The following is a 17843-nucleotide window of genomic DNA, read 5'->3' as shown; positions in this document are numbered from 1 at the left end:
TTTGCAGAACGCGGGCCGGATAATTCTCGGCTGCAGGAGAAGTCGCTCCGAGGCGGACACGCGCCCTTCCTCCCCCCTCTGCGGGGAAGGGAGACGCGCTTGGGGGTAGCCTTGGTCCTCATCCGGGAGCGATGTGTGACCCGATGGTCCGCACGGGAAAGCAGGCCCCTCGGGGCCTGCTGGCTCGGTGCCGAGCACGGCCTCACCCCCGCCGATCCTCATGCGATCCTTATAAGTTCGCCGCCCGCTCCGTCTCGAACCCTAACGCGGTTCCCGGCCACACTCCGGGTCGGCCGGGATCGGTCGCGGCCTCGCCGCGCCGCCCGCAGAACCGACGCGGATTCATCATGCTCGACCTCATCTTCATCGCCGCGGGGCTGGCCTTCTTCGCCCTGAGCGAGGGCTACGCCCTGCTCTGCGACCGCTTCTGAGGGGGCCGCCATGAGCCTCGACCTCACCCTCGGCGCCCTCACCACCCTCGGGCTGCTCGGCTACCTCACCTACGCCCTCGTCCGCCCCGAGCGGTTCTGAGCGGCCCGAACGGACTCCTCCCATGACCCTCAACGGCTGGATGCAGATCGCGCTGTATTGCGCGGTCGTCTTGGCGCTGGTGAAGCCCCTCGGGCTTTACATGACGCGCGTGTTCAACGGCGAGCGCACCTGGCTCTCGCCGATCCTGGCGCCGGTGGAGCGCGGCTTCTACCGCGCCGCCGGCATCGACCCCCGCCAGGAGCAGCATTGGCTCGCCTATGCCGGCGGGGTGATCCTGTTCCACCTGCTCGGCTTCGCCCTGCTCTACGCGATCCTGCGGCTCCAGGCGCTCCTGCCGCTGAACCCGGCCAAGCAGGCCGCCGTGGCGCCGGACCTCGCCTTCAACACGGCCACGAGCTTCGTCACCAACACCAACTGGCAATCCTACGGCGGCGAGACCACGCTCTCGTATCTCGCCCAGATGGTGGGGCTGACGCACCAGAACTTCCTGTCGGCCGCCACCGGCATCGCCGTGGCCGTGGCGCTGATCCGCGGCTTCGCCCGGGCCTCCTCCGGCACGATCGGGTCGTTCTGGGTCGATGTCACCCGGGCCACACTCTACGTGCTGGTGCCGCTCTGCATCCCCTACGCGCTGTTCCTGGTCTGGCAGGGGGTGCCGCAGACGCTCGGCGCCTCGATCGACGCGACCACCCTCGAGGGGGCCAAGCAGACCATCGCGATCGGCCCGGTGGCGAGCCAGGTCGCGATCAAGATGCTCGGCACCAACGGCGGCGGCTTCTTCAACGCCAACGCTGCGCACCCGTTCGAGAACCCGACCGCCCTGTCGAACTTCGTCCAGATGGTCTCGATCTTCGCGATCGGCGCCGCGCTCACCAACGTGTTCGGCCGCATGGTCGGGGACGAGCGCCAGGGCTGGGCGATCCTCGGCGCCATGGGGATCCTGTTCCTGGCGGGCGTCGTCGTCACCTACTGGGCCGAGGCGCAAGGCGGCTCCGTGCTCAACGGCCTCGGATTCACCGGCGGCAACTTCGAGGGCAAGGAGGTCCGCTTCGGGATCAGCGCCTCGGCCCTGTTCGCCGTGATCACGACGGCAGCCTCCTGCGGTGCGGTCAACGCCATGCACGACAGCTTCACGGCGCTCGGCGGCATGATCCCGCTCATCAACATGCAGCTCGGCGAGGTCGTCATCGGCGGCGTCGGCGCCGGCCTCTACGGCATGCTGGTCTTCGTGATCGTGGCGATCTTCGTGGCCGGCCTGATGGTCGGGCGCACCCCCGAATATCTCGGCAAGAAGATCGAGGCGCGGGAGGTAAAGATGGCCATGCTCGGCATCCTGTGCCTGCCGCTGATGATGCTCGGCGGCACGGCGCTGGCCACCGTGCTGCCGGCGGGGCTGGCCGGGCCGGCCAATGCCGGGCCGCACGGCTTCACCGAGATCCTCTACGCCTACACCTCGGCGGCGGCCAACAACGGCTCGGCCTTCGGCGGGCTCACGGCCAACACCCTGTTCTACAACAGCACGCTGGGCCTCGCGATGCTGGTCGGCCGGTTCTTGGTGAAGATCCCGGTGCTCGCCATCGCGGGGTCGCTGGCCGCCAAGAAGACCCTGCCGGCCTCGGCCGGCACTTTCCCGACCCATGGCGGGCTGTTCATCGGGCTCCTGGTCGGCGTGATCCTGATCGTTGGCGGTCTGACCTTCTTCCCGTCCCTGGCGCTGGGACCGGTGGTCGAGCACCTCGCCGGTTCCGCCGGCCAGACCTTCGCGACAGGAGGCTGAGATGCCGCGCACGCTCCCGACCCGGCGCATGCCGCGCCATCACCTGATGCTGCATCGGGCGCCACCGCCTCGGCACCGGGCCGGCGCGCGGCCGCCGCGGACCTCCGACCTCGTGCTGGCGCTGCTCGGCGTACTGCTGCTCGCGGCCCTGGCGATGATGGCGGCCTGCGCGCTCACCGCCGGCACCTTGGCCCCCTGACATCCCGAGGCGCGCCCGCGCCTCCCCGCCCCTCTCCGGACACCCGATCCATGTCCCGCAAGACCACTTCCCTGTTCAGCCCCGCTCTGGTCGGGCCGGCGCTCGTCGGCTCCGTGAAAAAACTCGATCCGCGCGCGATGATCCGCAACCCGGTCATGTTCGTGGTCGAGGTCGTGGCCGCGCTCACCACCGTTCTGTTCGTCCGCGATGTCGCCACCGGCGCCGGCGACCTGCTGTTCTCCGGCCAGATCATCCTGTGGCTGTGGTTCACCCTGGTCTTCGCCAACTTCGCCGAAGCCCTGGCCGAGGGCCGGGGCAAGGCCCAGGCCGACAGCCTGCGCCGTACCCGCACCGAGACGATGGCCAAGCGCCTCACCGGCCCGGGCGATCGCTACGAGACCGTCCCGGGCACTGGCCTCAAGGTCGGCGACGTGGTGCTGGTCGAGGCCGGCGACCTGATCCCGTCGGACGGCGAGGTCATCCAGGGCGTCGCCTCGGTCAACGAGGCGGCGATCACCGGTGAATCCGCTCCCGTGATCCGCGAATCCGGCGGCGACCGCTCGGCGGTGACCGGCGGCACGCAGGTGCTCTCCGACCAGATCCGGGTGCGGATCACCGCGGCGGCCGGCTCGACCTTCGTCGACCGGATGATCGCCCTGGTTGAGGGCGCCTCCCGGCAGAAGACCCCGAACGAGATCGCGCTCAACATCCTGCTCGCCGGGCTGACGCTCGTGTTCGTGTTCGCGGTGGCCTCGATCCCGAGCTTCGCTTCCTATGCCGGCGGCGCGATCCCGCTGATCGTGCTGGTGGCGCTGTTCGTCACCCTGATCCCGACGACGATCGGCGCCCTGCTCTCGGCCATCGGCATCGCCGGCATGGACCGGCTGGTGCGCTTCAACGTGCTCGCCCTGTCGGGCCGGGCGGTCGAGGCGGCGGGCGACGTCGACACGCTGCTCCTGGACAAGACCGGCACGATCACGCTGGGCAACCGCCAGGCCACGGAGTTCCGGCCGGTCGCCGGCGTGACCGCGGCCGATCTCGCCGACGCGGCCCAGCTCGCCTCGCTCGCCGACGAGACCCCGGAGGGCCGCTCGATCGTGGTGCTCGCCAAGGAGGCCTACGGCATCCGGGCCCGGGACATGGCCGGCCTGAACGCCAGCTTCGTGCCCTTCACCGCCCAGTCGCGCATGAGCGGCGTCGATCTCGACGGCGTCTCGATCCGCAAGGGCGCGGTCGAGGCGGTGATCGCCTCGGTCTCGGCGCAGCCGATGGCGAGCCGGGGCTCGAACGCGGCTCTGGCCTACCAGCCGGAGGCGGAGCCCGAATCGGTGGCCGAGATCCGCGCCATCGCCGAGACGATCGCCAAGGCCGGCGGCACGCCGCTGGCGGTGGCCCGCGACGGCCGGCTGCTCGGCGTCGTCTACCTGAAGGACATCGTGAAGGGCGGCATCCGCGAGCGCTTCGCGGAGCTGCGCCGGATGGGCATCCGCACGGTGATGATCACCGGCGACAACCCCATGACCGCCGCCGCCATCGCGGCGGAAGCGGGCGTCGACGACTTCCTCGCCCAGGCCACCCCGGAGGACAAGCTGGCGCTGATCCGCGCCGAGCAGGCCCAGGGCAAGCTCGTCGCCATGTGCGGCGACGGCACCAACGACGCCCCGGCGCTGGCCCAGGCCGATGTCGGCGTCGCCATGAACACCGGCACGGTGGCGGCCCGCGAGGCCGGCAACATGGTCGATCTCGATTCCGACCCGACCAAGCTCATCGAGATCGTCGGCATCGGCAAGCAATTGCTGATGACCCGCGGCGCGCTGACCACCTTCTCCATCGCCAACGACGTGGCGAAGTACTTCGCGATCATCCCCGCGATGTTCCTCGGGCTCTATCCGCAGCTCCAGGCGCTCAACGTCATGGGTCTCGCCTCGCCGCAGAGCGCGATCCTGTCGGCGATCATCTTCAACGCCCTGATCATCGTGGCGCTGATCCCGCTGGCGCTCAGGGGCGTGACCTACCGCGCGGTGGGCGCCGCCGCGCTGTTGCGCCGGAACCTGCTGATCTACGGGCTCGGCGGCGTCCTGGTGCCGTTCGCGGCCATCAAGGCCATCGACCTCGCCGTCACCGCCCTGCACCTCGCCTGAACCAGTCCTCTGGAAACTCGCCATGCTCAGCCAGCTTCGCCCCGCCCTGGTCCTGCTCACCGTCCTGACGGCGATCACCGGCCTCGCCTACCCGCTCGCCGTCACCGGCCTCGCCGGCCTGATCTTTCCCGCGCGTGCCGCCGGCAGCCTGATCGAGCGCGACGGCCATGTCGTCGGCTCGACCCTGATCGGCCAGAACTTCGCCGGAGCCACCTACTTCCACGGTCGGCCCTCCGCCACGAGCGCCGCGGACCCGGCCGACCCGTCGAAGACCGTGCCGGCCCCCTACAACGCGTCCAATTCCGCGGGCTCCAACCTCGGCCCGACCAGCGCCGCGCTTGCCGAGCGGGTGAAGGGTGACCGCGACGCGCTGGCGGCGGAGAATCCCGGCCAGCCGGTCCCGGTGGACCTCGTCACCACCAGCGGCTCGGGCCTCGACCCGGACATCTCGCCCGACGCCGCCCTGTTCCAGGTGCCCCGGGTCGCCAAGGCCCGCAACCTGCCGGAGGACCGCCTGCGCCAGCTCGTCGCCGCGCAGAGCGAGGGCCGCCTGTTCGGGCTGCTCGGCGAGACCCGGGTGAACGTTCTGGCGCTCAACCTCGCCCTCGATGGGCTGGGCGGTCGCTAGCGGATCGTTCGGCGCGGGACGCAAGGCGATCCCGCTGACGGTGTGACGACCTGGAACGACGGAAGCTGCCTTTCAGCGCGTGATGACGTGATGCTCAGATCGGACCTCGGAGCCCTTGGCGGGGGATCGGCGCGGCCGGACAGGATTTTGTCGGTCGCGCCGGTTTGGCACGCATCCGCCTTGGCTGTTAAGACGGGTCGGGCATTCGAGAAGGTTCACGTCTATTTCCGACGCTGCGTGGTCGACGGCACTGGGGCTGATCGCGGTCCTGGCCCTGGTGTTCGCCAACGGGTTCTTCGTGGCCGCCGAGTTCGCGCTCGTATCGGTGCGTCGCAGCCGCGTCGCCGAGCTGGTCTCGGAGCGACGGGCCAATGCCACCGCCCTCCAGCGGGCGACGGACCGGCTCGACGCCTACCTGGCCGCGACCCAGTTCGGCATCACCCTGTCGTCCCTGGCGCTGGGCTGGATCGGCGAGCCCGCGCTCGCGCATCTGATCGAGCCGGCCCTCGAATGGCTGCCGCTGGGCCTCGGCGCCGTCGCGTCCCACACGGTCGGGATCGCACTGGCCTTCTCGATCATCACCGCCCTGCACATCGTGCTCGGCGAGCTCGCCCCCAAGAGCCTCGCCCTGCAGCGGAGCGAGCGCACCGCCCTGGCGGTGGTCCGGCCGCTCGGCCTGTTCCTGCTGTTGTTCCGGCCCGCGATCCTGATCCTGAACGGCCTCGGCAACGGCGTGCTCCGGCTGTTCGACCTCAAGGCGGGGCACGGCGAAGGTTCGCTGCACTCGACGGCGGAGCTCAACCTGCTGATCCAGGCCAGCCAGGAGGCCGGCCTGATCCGCGAGGTCCAGCAGGAGGCGGTGGAGCGCATCTTCGCCATCGGCGAGCGCAAGGTCCGGGACATCATGACCCCGCGCCACGAGGTCGAATGGGTCGATGCCGACGACCCGCGCGACGAGATCCTCAAGGCCGTGCGTGCCTGCGACCACGCGCAGGTGGTGGTCAGCCGCGGCCACGTGGACGAGCTCGTCGGCGTGGTGCGCAAGCAGGATCTGCTCGATCAGGTGCTCGACGGCCAAGAGATCGACATCGCCGCCGCGACACAGCCGCCCATCGTCGTGCACGAGAGCATGACCATCCTGGCGGTGCTGGAGACCTTCCAGAGCCAGCCGATGCGGATGGCCGTGGTCGTCGACGAGTACGGCAGCCTGGAGGGCATCGTCACCCAGACCGATCTGCTGGAGGCCATCGCGGGCGACATTCCGGAAGTGGGCGAGGAGCCCGACGTGGTCGAGCGGGCCGACGGCTCGCTGCTGATCGACGGCATGATGCCGGCCCGGGAGGCGTTCGAGCGGCTCGACCTGTCCGAGACACCCGATTCCGACGACTTCAACACGCTGGCCGGCTACGTGATCTTCCAGCTCGGCCGGATCCCCGCGGCCGGCGACGCCTTCGAGGCCGGCGGCTGGCGGTTCGAGGTCGTCGACATGGACGGACGCCGGGTCGACAAGGTCCTGGCCGTCAAGGTGGCCTGAACGTCGGGGTCGACGATCCCGGCGGCCCGGTCGCCGTCGGAGACTGAGAGACGGTGACGTCTCCCTTCGCTTGCGCGCTGTGTGTCGATCGCTGACTTCAGCGAAGTCAGGTCGCAGAGCCGTATCGCCCCGCCGAACCCGTCGCGTTCCGACCCCCGAAAAACCCATGCCCGAGACCGGCCGCGATCCGACCCGCCCCACCCCCGAGGCCCTGCTGGAAGCGGCGCGCCGGGAGGCGCGGACCCGCGGCCGGTTGAAGGTGTTTCTGGGCGCCGCCCCCGGGGTCGGAAAGACCTACGAGATGCTGACCATCGGCCGCGCGAAGCGGGAGGCCGGCCTCGACGTGGTGGTGGGCGTCGTCGAGACGCACGGCCGGGCCGAGACCGAGGCCCTGCTCGACGGCTTCGCGGTCCTCCCGCGCCGCGCCGTGCCCTATCACGGCACCGATCTCGACGAGATGGATCTCGACGCCCTCCTGGCCCGCAAGCCCGCCCTGGCGCTGGTCGACGAGCTCGCCCACACCAACGCGCCGGGCTCCCGCCACCCGAAGCGCTACCAGGATGTCGAGGAGCTGCTCGATGCCGGCATCGACGTCTACACCACGCTCAACATCCAGCATGTCGAGAGCCTCAACGACGTGGTGGCGCAGATCACACGCATCCGCGTGCGCGAGACCGTGCCGGACGGCATCCTGGATCGCGCGGACGATATCGAGGTGGTCGACCTCAACCCGGACGACCTGATCCAGCGGCTCAAGGACGGCAAGGTCTACGTCCCGACCCATGCCGAGCGCGCCCTCAAGCACTACTTTTCCCGGGGCAACCTCACGGCCCTGCGCGAGCTCGCCCTGCGCCGCACCGCCGACCGGGTGGACGACGAGCTGCTCAGCCACATGCAGGCCAATGCCATCGCGGGGCCCTGGAGCGCGGGCGAACGGGTGCTGGTCTGCGTCAGCGACGATCCGCGCTCCGCCGGCCTGGTGCGCTACGCCAAGCGCGTCGCCGACCGGCTGCACGCCCCCTGGACGGCGCTGTTCATCGAGGTGCCCCGCGCCGGTGCCGGCAGCGAGGCGGAGCGCGACCGGATCGCCGAGACCCTGCGGCTGGCCGACCGGCTCGGGGGTGACGCCGTCACCCTGCCGGGCGGCCGGCGCGTCGCCGACGACATCCTGGCCTATGCCCGCTCGGCCAACGTCAACCACATCGTGGTCGGCAAGGCGGCGCGCTCCTGGCTGTTCGAGCTGGTGAACGGCTCGGTGGTCCACGACCTCGTGCGCCGCAGCGGCAATATCAGCGTCCACGTGGTGCCGGGCGAGGCCGTGCCGGCCGAGGCCCCGTCGCGCCGGCCGGTGGCCACCGCGTCCCCGGCCGCGACCGTCGCCCCCGGCCCCTACTTGACGGCCCTGCTCGCGACCGCCGCGTCGCTCGGCGTGGCGCTGCTGCTCCAGCCCTATACCGGCGTCGAGAATGCCGATCTGATGCTGCTGACCGGCGTGGTCGCCGTGGCGGTACGCTGGGGGCTCGGGCCGTCCCTAGCAGCCGTCGTCTCGGCCTCCCTCGCCTACAATTTCTTCTTCTTGCCGCCGGTCTACACCTTCACCATCGCCGACCCGACCAACGTCGCGGCCTTCCTGCTGTTCACCCTGGTCGCCGTGCTGGTCTCGAACCTCGCCGCCCGCGCCCGCCGGATCGCCCTGGTCAGTCAGGGACGGGCCACGTCCACCGAGCGTCTGTTCGGATTCTCGCGCAAGCTCGCGGGCTGCGGCACCCTGGATGACGTGCTCTGGGCGACCTGCGCGCAGGTGGCCGCCATGCTGCGGGTCCGGGTGGTCCTGCTCTTGCCCGACGGCCAAACCGTCACCGTGCGGGCCGGCTACCCGCCGGAGGATCGGCTGGATGCGGCCGATCTCGCGGCGGCCCAGTGGGCCTTCGACAACGACAGGCCGGCGGGTCGCGGCGCCGACACCCTGCCGGGCGCCAAGCGGCTGTTCCTGCCGATGCGGACCGGGCGCGGCACGATCGGGGTGATCGGCCTCGACGCGGATGGCGCCGGGCCGATCCTGACCCCGGAGGGGCGCCGCCTGCTCGACGCGCTCGCCGATATGGGCGCGCTCGCCATCGAGCGGGTGCGGCTGGTGGAGGATCTCGACCGGGCCGAGCGTGCCGCCGAGACCGACCGCCTGCGCCAGGCGCTTCTGACCTCGATCAGCCACGACCTGCGCACGCCCCTGGCCTCGGTGCTCGGGGCGGCGAGCACGCTGCACGATCTCGACGCCGACCTCCCCCCGGAGGCCAAGGCCGACCTGCTGGCGACGATCATCGCCGAATCCGAGCGGCTGAACCGGTTCATCGCCAACCTGCTCGACATGACCCGCCTGGAGGCGGGCGCCGTCGCCCCGAACCTCGCCCCGCAGGACGTCGCCGAGATCGTCGACACGGCCCTGCGCCGGGCCGAGGCGGTGCTGGCCGACCATCGCGTCGCGGTCGATCTCGCCCCCGATCTGCCCGTGCTCCGGCTCGACCCGGTGCTGTTCGAGCAGGTGCTGTTCAACCTGCTGGACAACGCCGCCAAATACGCCCCGGCAGGCTCCACCGTCACAATCCGGGGCCGCCGGGAGGGCAACCGGGTGCGCCTCGATCTTCTCGACGAGGGCGACGGCCTGCCCGAAGCGGACATCGCGCGCGTGTTCGACAAGTTCTATCGGGTGCGCAAGAGCGACCGGGTCCGGGCCGGCACCGGGCTCGGGCTCGCCATCGCCCGCGGCTTCGTCGAGGCCATGGGCGGCACCGTCACCGCCGCCAACCGGCGCGACCGCAGCGGCGCCGTCTTCACCGTGACGTTGCCGGTCCCGGCCCGGACCGCGCCCAAGGACATCGCCGCATGAACCCGACCATCCTGGTCATCGATGACGAGCCGCCGATCCGGAAGCTGTTGCGTACGGGGTTGTCCACCCAGGGCTACGTCATCCTGGAGGCGCCGAACGCCGCCACCGCCCTGGAGGTGCTGGGCCGCGACCGGGTCGATCTCGTCATTCTCGATCTCGGCCTGCCGGACATGCGCGGCCACGACCTGCTGGCAACGATCCGGACGCGCCATCCGGAGCTGCCCGTGGTGGTGCTGTCGAGCCGCACCGACGAGGGCGGCAAGGTCGAGGCGCTGGATCTCGGTGCCGACGATTACATCACCAAGCCCTTCGGCATGGCCGAGCTGCTCGCCCGCCTGCGCGCAGCCCTGCGCCACCAGCTCGCCGTCCAGGGCGAGCGCCCGATCTTCCGGGTCGACCGGCTCTCGATCGATCTCGTCCGGCGGATCGTGAAGGTCGATGACGCCGAGGTGAAGCTGACCCCGCGGGAATACGACTTCCTGCGCGTGCTGGTGACGCATGCCGGCAAGGTGCTCACCCACGCGCAGCTGATGCAGGCGGTCTCGGTCTCCTCCGACCCGCAATACCTGCGGGTCTACATGCGCCAGCTCCGGCAGAAGCTGGAGGCCGACCCCGAGCGGCCGCGGCTTCTCCTGACGGAAACGGGCGTCGGCTACCGCCTGCGCGCGCCCGACGACGAGCCGCTGCTCAAGCCGCCTCCGGCCTAGGGCGACGCGCGATGGCCCGCCCTCCCCGCCGAAGCCGGGCCCCCGGACGGCGTCAGAGTTGTAGCGCGATCCGCTCGGCGGAAAGCTGCACGGCATCCGGGCGGTGCCCGGTCTCGCCGACCGCGTAATCGAACGCAGCCTCCCGGTTCTTGAACAACCCGCCGGCCCGCCCGTGGATCTCGATCGCGACCCAATGGCCTTCGGGATCTTGCCCGACGATGAATCGGGCTGATTCCCCCGCCGGGTCTATGACGGGGGCGGTGACTTGGATGATGGGCGACATCGGATGTCTGGGGGTTCCCGCGATCCTTCGCGGACCGCACCGTCAATCTGTGCCGGGACGCATGAGGGTTCGAGCGGGCAACGGGGCCGATCGCGTGAGGGTCTTGTTAGGATCCAGCTCACGGATCCCGTGCAGGCGATCCCCGCAAAGCCAGGAGACCGGTTCTGCGGGCGCTCCGGCGCTCGTCCGCAGCTCACGAAGCCTCCGGGCGAGACGGATCGCGATATCCAACTCCCGAGATGGGATCTCCAAGGCCAGATGCCCGCGCCGTCCTGTCATCGTGCCGGCGAGGAACGAGCCTTCTGCTCCACAGAGCGTTGAAAAACGCCGACCCGTGTCGCCGGTGAGCGACGGTCCCGAGATCGCCGCTGGACCAATCCCGAGCGCAACGGCGAAAAGCCCGGCGCGGGACGATGGCCGGGCCGCGCCGGAGTCCCGAGACGGGCGACGCTGCCTCAGCGAGAGCAGGATGGGGATCGGCCGCCGTACCGGTTCCGCCCTGCCCCGGGGACAGGGCTCCCGCGCCTAACGCGCCCGCTCCACCTGGCCGCGGATCTCCCCCTTCGGGTTCGCGGCGGTGTGGATGTTGAAATACAGCTTGCCGGCTTCGAGGTCGGCGGCCTTGGCATCGTCCAGGGACGCCTCGCCGGAGAACGGGCTGCTGGTCGCGGTCACCGGCACCAGCACGCCGGCATTGGCGCCGGCCGGGGCCGGGCCGTGGAAATGGGCGGCGGTGACGGGGCCGGTCAGGCCGCTATAGGTGCCGTTCCAGCTCAGGCGCTTGGTGGCCGGATCGTAGCTCGCCGTGACGACGCCGGTGCCCTTCGATTCGGTGGCCGGCACCTCGCTGCCGCCCGCAAGCGCGGCCTTGTAGGTCATGCTCTCCCCGGCGGCCTGCGCACCGGACAGGGTCAGCGGCACGGTCAGCGTGAGGAAGGCGGCGAAACTTGTGCTGGCAAGGCGTGTCATCGAACGCTCCGCTTCCATCACGACCCCCGAGCGGGGCCACGTGTCGCAAGATAGGAGAGCGGCGCCGCGCCGGCCATCGGGTTATCGTCCGATGTGAGACAGATGTCCGGCCATGCCGGCCGACGGTGGGGTGCGATGGCGGTGACGGACGCGGGCGCCCCGGCGGGCGGGCACGGGCGGGAGATCACGGCCCGGGGAATCGTGCTCGGCGCACTGATCACCGTCGTGTTCATGGCGGCCAACATCTATCTCGGCCTCAAGACCGGGATGACCTTCTCGTCCTCGATCCCGGCGGCGCTGATCTCGATGGGCGCCCTGCGCCTCGTCGGCGGCGCCGGCATCCTCGAGAACAACATCGTCCAGACCCAGGCCTCGGCCGCTGGCACCCTCTGCAACGTCATCCTGGTCCTGCCGGGCCTCGTGCTGATCGGCCATTGGCACGGCTTCCCGTTCTGGGAGACGAGCCTGGTCTGCCTGATCGGCGGCTGGCTCGGCGTCGCCTTCTCGATCCCCCTGCGCCGGGCGCTGGTCTCGGGCAGCGACCTCCCCTACCCCGAGGGCGTCGCCGCCGCCGAGGTCCTGCGCGCCGGCCATACGGAGACCGGCGAGCGTGGCCTTGCGACCCTGCTGATCGCCGCCGCGGGCTCGGGCCTCGTCGCCTTCGCCACCAGCGGCCTGCGGATCCTGGCCGACGGCGTGCTCACGGCCGCCAGCCTGGGCGGCGCGGTGTTCAGCATCGGCAGCGGCTTCTCCCTGGCGCTGGTCGGGGTCGGCTACCTCGTCGGGATCGGGGCCTGCCTCGCCCTGCTGACCGGGGTGGTCATCGCCTGGGGCCTCATGGTCCCGGTGCTGACCGCCCTGACGCCCCAGCCCGGCCTGTCGCCCGGGGACGCCGCGCAGGCCATCTGGTCGGGACAAGTGCGGCTCGTCGGTGCCGGCATCATCGCGGTGGGCGGGTTCTGGACCGTGGCGACGCTGGTCCGGCCGATCGCCCGGAGCATCCGGTCGGCCCTGGCCGCCGGCCATCCGGCCCGGGCCGCGGCCCGGCAGGACCGCGATCTGCCGCTGCCCCTGGTCGGCGGCGCGGCGCTGGCCCTCTGCGTGCCGCTCGGCGCGCTGTTTGCCGGCTTCGCGGCCGATCTCGGCATTGCCGGCCCGATGCTCGCCGCGGTGGTGGCCGCCGGCCTGCTGTTCTGCCTGGTCTTCGGCGCCGCCATGGCGGCGGTCTGCGGCTATCTCGCGGGCCTGCTCGGCTCCTCGACGAGCCCGATCTCCGGGATCGGCATTCTCACCGCCATGGTCGGCGCCGCGCTGCTGCCGCTGCTCCTCGGACCGGCCGACGACCCGGAGGCGCGGCGCGTCACCGTCGCTTTGGTGCTCCTCGCCGCCTCGGTGATCATCACCGCCTGCTCCATCGCCAACGACAACCTGCAGGATCTCAAGACCGGCCAGATCGTCGACGCCACGCCCTGGCGTCAGCAGGTCGTGCTGATCGTCGGCGTCGCCGTCGGCTCGCTGGTGATCGTGCCCCTGCTGTCGCTGCTCTACGGCGCCTACGGGTTCGTCGGCTCCCTGCCCCGGCCCGGCATGGATCCGGCCCTGGCGCTCACCGTGCCGCAGGCCTCGCTGGTCACCCAGATCGCCGACGGCATCGTCGCCCGGACCCTGCCCTGGCCGATGCTGCTGATCGGCTGCGGCCTCGGTATCGTGATGGTCGGCCTGGAAGTCGCGCTCAAGCGCCGGGCGTTCAGCTTCCCGGCGCTGACCGTGGGGATCGGCATGTATCTGCCGCTCTCCGTGGAGATGACCATCGGGCTCGGCGGCCTCCTCGGCTTCCTGTGCCTGCGCGCCCTGCGCCGCGCCGATGCCGAAGCCCTGGAGGCCTCCCGCCGCCGGGGCGTGCTGATCGCCTCCGGATTTCTGGTGGGCGAAAGCTTCGTCGGAATCGGCCTGACCGCCGTCGACGCGGCCTCCGGCCGATCCTCGACCCTCAGTTTGGTCGGGCCGGATTTTGCAACCCCGGCGACTTGGCTGGGCGGCGCGGTCTTCGCCGCGGGATTCTTCGCAGCGTTCCGGTTCATCCGCGGTCCCGGCGCAGTCCCTGCGCAGCGAAGCGCCCCCGGGACCCCCACATTCCGCGCAGAGAACCGTTGACAGCCCGCGCCCGCCCTCCCTATACCCCGCCCGCTGGTCGCGGCCTCCCGGGGCGCGCGCGGCTCGTGGCGGGGTAGCTCAGCTGGTTAGAGCAGAGGAATCATAATCCTTGTGTCGGGGGTTCAAATCCCTCCCTCGCTACCAACAATTCTGAAGCCCCGCCAAGCACTTAGCGGGGCTTTTTGTTTGCCTTGCTCTGGGCGGATTTCGGCTTTAAATCCTAGAACAGAGCTAGCGCAGCGGGAAAATTATCGTGCAGGCGTAACGGTTTGCTGGGGGCTCTGGGAGCACCCTAGCGCACTTCTAGCGCAGTCCGCCGCACCGCAGTAACCAGACAGGGCCGCATCTTGAGCACCCCTGGCAACGACCCAGCCGAGCGCTACCAGCTGTTTCAGCGCGCCGGCAGCACCCGGTGGCAGGTGCGCTTCAGCATCCGGGGTCAGGGCCAGTTCAAGCGATCCCTCGACACGGACGACCTCCGGGAGGCGGAGCGGCGAGCGGACGCCATCTGGTACGAGGCCACCTACAGAGCCAAGCAGGGCCTCACGGCCAAGGCGCACACCTTCGAGGGTGTGGCCGAGGAGTACATCGCCCAGATCCTGCGCGAGGTGGAGCGTGGTGAGCGGCGAGCCGACCAGGGCAAGAGCGAGCCCGCTGTGATTCGCCGCTACTTCATCGGCTACTTCGGTGCCAAGCCCGTGGATACGGTGAGCGAAGCGGATATGGAGCGCTACGCGGAGTGGCGGCGCACCTACTGGACCGAGGGGCCGGGCAAGCTCATCACGCACATCGAGTACGAGCGTGATGGCCATCGCCTGCGCCGGCCGGTACGGCGATCAGCACCATCCCTGAGCCGTCAGCGCGGTGAGACCGTGGTGCTGCGCGCGCTGCTGCGCTGGGCCTCACGCCAGGGTTATCTCAAGACCCCGCCGGAGATCACGATCAAGGCCCGGCGTGCGCCCGACAATCGGCGGCCCAGCTTCGAGCCCCATGAGTTCGCCCGTTTGGAGGCAGTGAGCCTCAGCCGGTTGGTAGACCCCATCATGGACGGCACGGGTGCAGAGGTGCGCACCAGTGACCGGCGCAGCTGGCGCATCAACCGGCTGGACGATCACACCCGGCGTGATCGCACCCTGTTGCATGCGTACGTGATGATAGGCGCGTTCTCAGGCTTGCGGCCGACGGAAATGTACAACCTCACCTGGGGCGACGTGCTGGGCTATCGCGCAGGCCGAAAAAAGAGCGTGGATGATCGGGACATCCGGCTGCAGGTTCGGGGCAAGGGCAAGAGCGGCAAGGCGATTCCGCAGAAGGCCGCGATCCCGTGGTTCGACACCCTATGGATGCTGTTCCAGCGCAGCATGGATCGAGAGCCGAATGACGCCGACCCAGTGTTCGCGAGCGAGACCGGTAAGCGAATCAGCTCGATCGCGAATGGATTCACCGAATTGGTGAAGGCTGCGGGCCTGGAGCGTGATCACCGAGGAATCAAGCGAACTCCCTACTCGCTACGGCACTTCTACATCAGTGAGCAGCTCGCGAACGGAGCGGAGGTACTGGACGTGGCTCGGAACTGCCGGACCTCCCTGGCGATGATCGACAAGCACTACGGACAAGTGCGTCTTGAGCGTGTGGTGGACCGGCTGCGGCCGGAGTGGACGCGAGCCTAACTCCTCAACCCCCAGCCCATCCCAATTTGAAGCTTAACAGCGCTAGGCTGCTTCCACACCCGCCATGGGGATTGCAATGACGCCAATCTAGGAGCGTGCACAGCTAAGCCCGAACCACCCCTCCCATTTCGCGTGCGTTCGCGAGTAGGCTGCGCCTAGAACGAATGTGCAGCCGCGAGAGCGGTTGCCTGACAAAGCAATGGCGGCGGGAGGAAGAGCTTGGAAGCGGATGTGCTCGCGCCCCTTTCTTTTGACGACTTCAAGACGGCTCTATCAGCAGATCCGAAGGCTTTAGACGTACACCTCGATCTCGTCGAGCGTAACATCGAGGTAGAAGGATGCGAGGTGCGCATCCACTGTCATTGTCTGAAGGTTGATGCAAACGGACGGGTCAGCACGAGACGTCTTGCTGAATTCATGCGGTCCGTGATTGTTGACTACGCCATACCGCGAGCTATCCGTCAACAAGCGCAGGAGCGTGATCTGCGTGAAAATTCCACGGCCGCAACAGTTGGACTGTATTTTCGTGCACTACAGACCTTCACCGATATATCGACCACAGGCGAGGGCGGCGAACTACTTTTATATATACTTGCCGAACGCTTTCTCGGACTGCCACAGATACTTTGCAAGATGGACTTAAAGACAAGTGGACAGATGCATTACAACGGCGCGGATGGCGTATATGCCAGCGTCGACGACGACGGGGTACTCAATTTATTTTGGGGCGAATCAAAAATTCATGCAGATGCGGCGCAGGCAATTCGCGAATGCCTTTCCTCCCTCCGGCCTTTCTTGGTCGAGGAAGAGCATGAGGAAGCGAAACGCGAGCGTGATCTAGTGCTGCTGAGCGAGAAGGCAGATTTAGGCGACCCGAACCTTAACGATGCCCTGCGTCGATATTTTGATGTCTCTGATCCAGCCGTGACGCGCAAGCGATATCGCGCGGTTGCCCTCGTTGGGTTCGATGGCGCCGGCTATCCGGCAGCGGGTGCCAAATGCAGTGCAAACGGAATCATTGACGCGTCCCGCACGGCCCTCCGTAGATGGGCGCGGAACGTGAACAATCGGATCGTTCTCGAAAAGCTTCAGGAATGTCGCATCGAGTTCCTATGCCTACCGCTTCCTTCCGCCGACGATTTCCGCACCGGCGTCCTTGAGGCTCTTGGACTGGCAAAGTGAACGCTAGCGAACTGATTGAATGGCTTCTCAATGATGGGGTAGCGCGCGAACTCGCCACCCTCGTGCGCATCAATGCGTTACAGGACTTGGAAAACGTCGATCCGGTCGAGGCAATTGACGACGCGCTCGAACAGCTTGACTGGAAGCGGCTTCTCTTGGCTGGAAGCATTCTCGCCAAGTCAAAGGCACGACGCCCCCGTGAAGCTGCGCTTTTGATTGCGACCTCCGCCATGACCTGCGCGCCGCGTGGCCCGATCCGAGATGCCTCCGCATTGCTATTCGAGCAGCTGTCTAACCGTGTTGCGGTCGATCTCGCTCAGCGAAAAGCTGAATTTGGAACTGATCTCGATAGCCGGCTTGGCGTAGGTGCTCGTCTCGAACTAACTCGCAACAGGCTGAGAAACTCGGTCGTATTGGAGGCAAGCGGGAGCCTCATGGAAGTAAACGAGTTCCAGCACGATTTCTGGACGGCCGCGAAAAGCGCTGCTTGGCTTTCAGCTTCTGCCCCTACAGCATCTGGTAAAACGTTTTTAGTCGTACAGTGGATCATTGATCAGGTTCGGTCCCAGCGAGTTCGGACCGTCATCTATCTCGCTCCAACCAGGGCGCTGGTAAGTGAGACAGAGGCCAATCTCAAGGGCATGCTAGGTAAAAGCGACACTGATCCATACGCCATTCAAGTAAGTTCTCTGCCATCGGTTGAAAAATACGTCGAGGCCTCTCGTGATGACGCTCCATTAATATTAGTGTTCACACAGGAACGGTTTCACCTTTTCGCAAATACGCTTCATGATCAAGTCAAGATTGACCTCCTCATTGTAGATGAGGCTCACAAAATCGGCGATGTGAGGCGGGGGGTTGTTCTTCAGGATGCGGTAGAACGAGCGTTGCGAGCGAGCCCCGCGGTCCGCGCAGTATTCATCAGCCCCGCTACGCATAACCCCGAAACTTTGCTTGAAGACGCACCGGCAGGGCGCGAACTGCGAGTGGTCGATAGCGACGCTCCAACAGTGCTCCAGAACGTTATCTTCGCGCAACAAGTCCGAAAGCAGACGAAGAAATATCACCTTTCGGTTCGTAGCGGTGATCGGCCCCCACGAGGTGGTCCAAGGGTAGAGTTAGTGCACGGTGGGCCGCTCCGCCACGGGTAGCTTGGCCGGCGGAGCTGGTCTGGCAAGCGCAGCCGGCCAAGCGGAGAAGGCTGGCATGAACACCTCCGGGGC

The 17843-nt window shown here is 68.4% G+C and carries 14 protein-coding genes and 1 tRNA gene; 13 read left to right on the top strand and 2 right to left on the bottom strand.

All coding sequences use genetic code 11. The annotated features are described in order from the left end of the window. Positions 1–441 precede the first annotated feature (441 nt). From MKK65_RS08630 to MKK65_RS08595, 8 genes are all read left to right on the top strand, one after another. Positions 442–531 (top strand): K(+)-transporting ATPase subunit F, encoded by a 90-nt coding sequence (locus tag MKK65_RS08630; protein WP_007559906.1) that lies wholly within the window; start codon positions 442–444, stop codon positions 529–531. A 22-nt stretch (positions 532–553) separates the two neighbouring features. Further along, on the top strand, positions 554–2269 hold the full coding sequence (gene kdpA, locus MKK65_RS08625; protein WP_243957044.1) for a potassium-transporting ATPase subunit KdpA: 1716 nt from the start codon (positions 554–556) through the stop codon (positions 2267–2269). 1 nt (position 2270) lies between these two features. After that, positions 2271–2468, top strand: coding sequence for a hypothetical protein (locus MKK65_RS08620; RefSeq protein WP_243957043.1), 198 nt, complete (start codon positions 2271–2273; stop codon positions 2466–2468). Between the two features lie 50 nt (positions 2469–2518). Next, positions 2519–4609: a potassium-transporting ATPase subunit KdpB gene (kdpB, locus tag MKK65_RS08615; protein WP_243957042.1), complete on the top strand. Its 2091-nt coding sequence runs from the start codon at positions 2519–2521 to the stop codon at positions 4607–4609. A gap of 22 nt (positions 4610–4631) precedes the next feature. Beyond that, positions 4632–5237, top strand: a complete 606-nt coding sequence (locus tag MKK65_RS08610) for a K(+)-transporting ATPase subunit C (RefSeq protein WP_058191457.1) — start codon at positions 4632–4634, stop codon at positions 5235–5237. A 274-nt stretch (positions 5238–5511) separates the two neighbouring features. Continuing rightward, positions 5512–6771 carry a hemolysin family protein gene (locus MKK65_RS08605; RefSeq protein WP_279596608.1) on the top strand — a complete coding sequence of 420 codons (1260 nt, stop codon included), beginning with the start codon at positions 5512–5514 and terminating at the stop codon, positions 6769–6771. 166 nt (positions 6772–6937) lie between these two features. Continuing rightward, entirely contained in the window at positions 6938–9655 is a 2718-nt protein-coding gene (locus MKK65_RS08600; protein WP_243957040.1) for a sensor histidine kinase, read from the top strand. Next, positions 9652–10362, top strand: coding sequence for a response regulator (locus MKK65_RS08595; protein WP_243957039.1), 711 nt, complete (start codon positions 9652–9654; stop codon positions 10360–10362). Before MKK65_RS08600 ends, MKK65_RS08595 begins: the two co-directional genes overlap by 4 nt. 52 nt (positions 10363–10414) lie before the next feature. On the opposite strand, the gene MKK65_RS08590 is transcribed toward MKK65_RS08595, so the two are convergent. Beyond that, a complete protein-coding gene (locus MKK65_RS08590; protein WP_243957037.1) occupies positions 10415–10645 on the bottom strand; it encodes a hypothetical protein in 231 nt (76 codons plus the stop codon). Positions 10646–11170: 525 nt separating this feature from the next. Next, positions 11171–11614 carry a CHRD domain-containing protein gene (locus MKK65_RS08585; protein ID WP_243957035.1) on the bottom strand — a complete coding sequence of 148 codons (444 nt, stop codon included), beginning with the start codon at positions 11612–11614 and terminating at the stop codon, positions 11171–11173. Positions 11615–11749: 135 nt separating this feature from the next. On the opposite strand from MKK65_RS08585, the gene MKK65_RS08580 reads away from it, so the two are divergent. The 5 genes from MKK65_RS08580 to MKK65_RS31355 all read left to right on the top strand — a co-directional run bounded on the left by MKK65_RS08580 (position 11750) and on the right by MKK65_RS31355 (position 17771). Next, on the top strand, positions 11750–13768 hold the full coding sequence (locus MKK65_RS08580; RefSeq protein WP_243957034.1) for an OPT family oligopeptide transporter: 2019 nt from the start codon (positions 11750–11752) through the stop codon (positions 13766–13768). A gap of 67 nt (positions 13769–13835) precedes the next feature. Beyond that, positions 13836–13912: transfer RNA gene (locus MKK65_RS08575), tRNA-Met, on the top strand. A gap of 203 nt (positions 13913–14115) precedes the next feature. Continuing rightward, the gene (locus tag MKK65_RS08570) at positions 14116–15438 is read left to right on the top strand and encodes a tyrosine-type recombinase/integrase (RefSeq protein WP_243957033.1); all 1323 of its coding nucleotides are present in this window, start codon (positions 14116–14118) and stop codon (positions 15436–15438) included. 219 nt (positions 15439–15657) lie between these two features. Continuing rightward, positions 15658–16620 (top strand): DUF1837 domain-containing protein, encoded by a 963-nt coding sequence (locus tag MKK65_RS08565; protein WP_243957032.1) that lies wholly within the window; start codon positions 15658–15660, stop codon positions 16618–16620. Further along, positions 16617–17771 (top strand): DEAD/DEAH box helicase, encoded by a 1155-nt coding sequence (locus MKK65_RS31355; RefSeq protein ID WP_243957031.1) that lies wholly within the window; start codon positions 16617–16619, stop codon positions 17769–17771. The genes MKK65_RS08565 and MKK65_RS31355 overlap by 4 nt, the downstream gene beginning before the upstream one ends. The last annotated feature ends 72 nt before the right edge of the window (positions 17772–17843 follow it).

The sequence above is a fragment of the Methylobacterium sp. J-001 genome (assembly GCF_022829565.1).
GTDB lineage: Bacteria > Pseudomonadota > Alphaproteobacteria > Rhizobiales > Beijerinckiaceae > Methylobacterium.
This window is presented reverse-complemented; position numbering and strand designations above follow the sequence as displayed.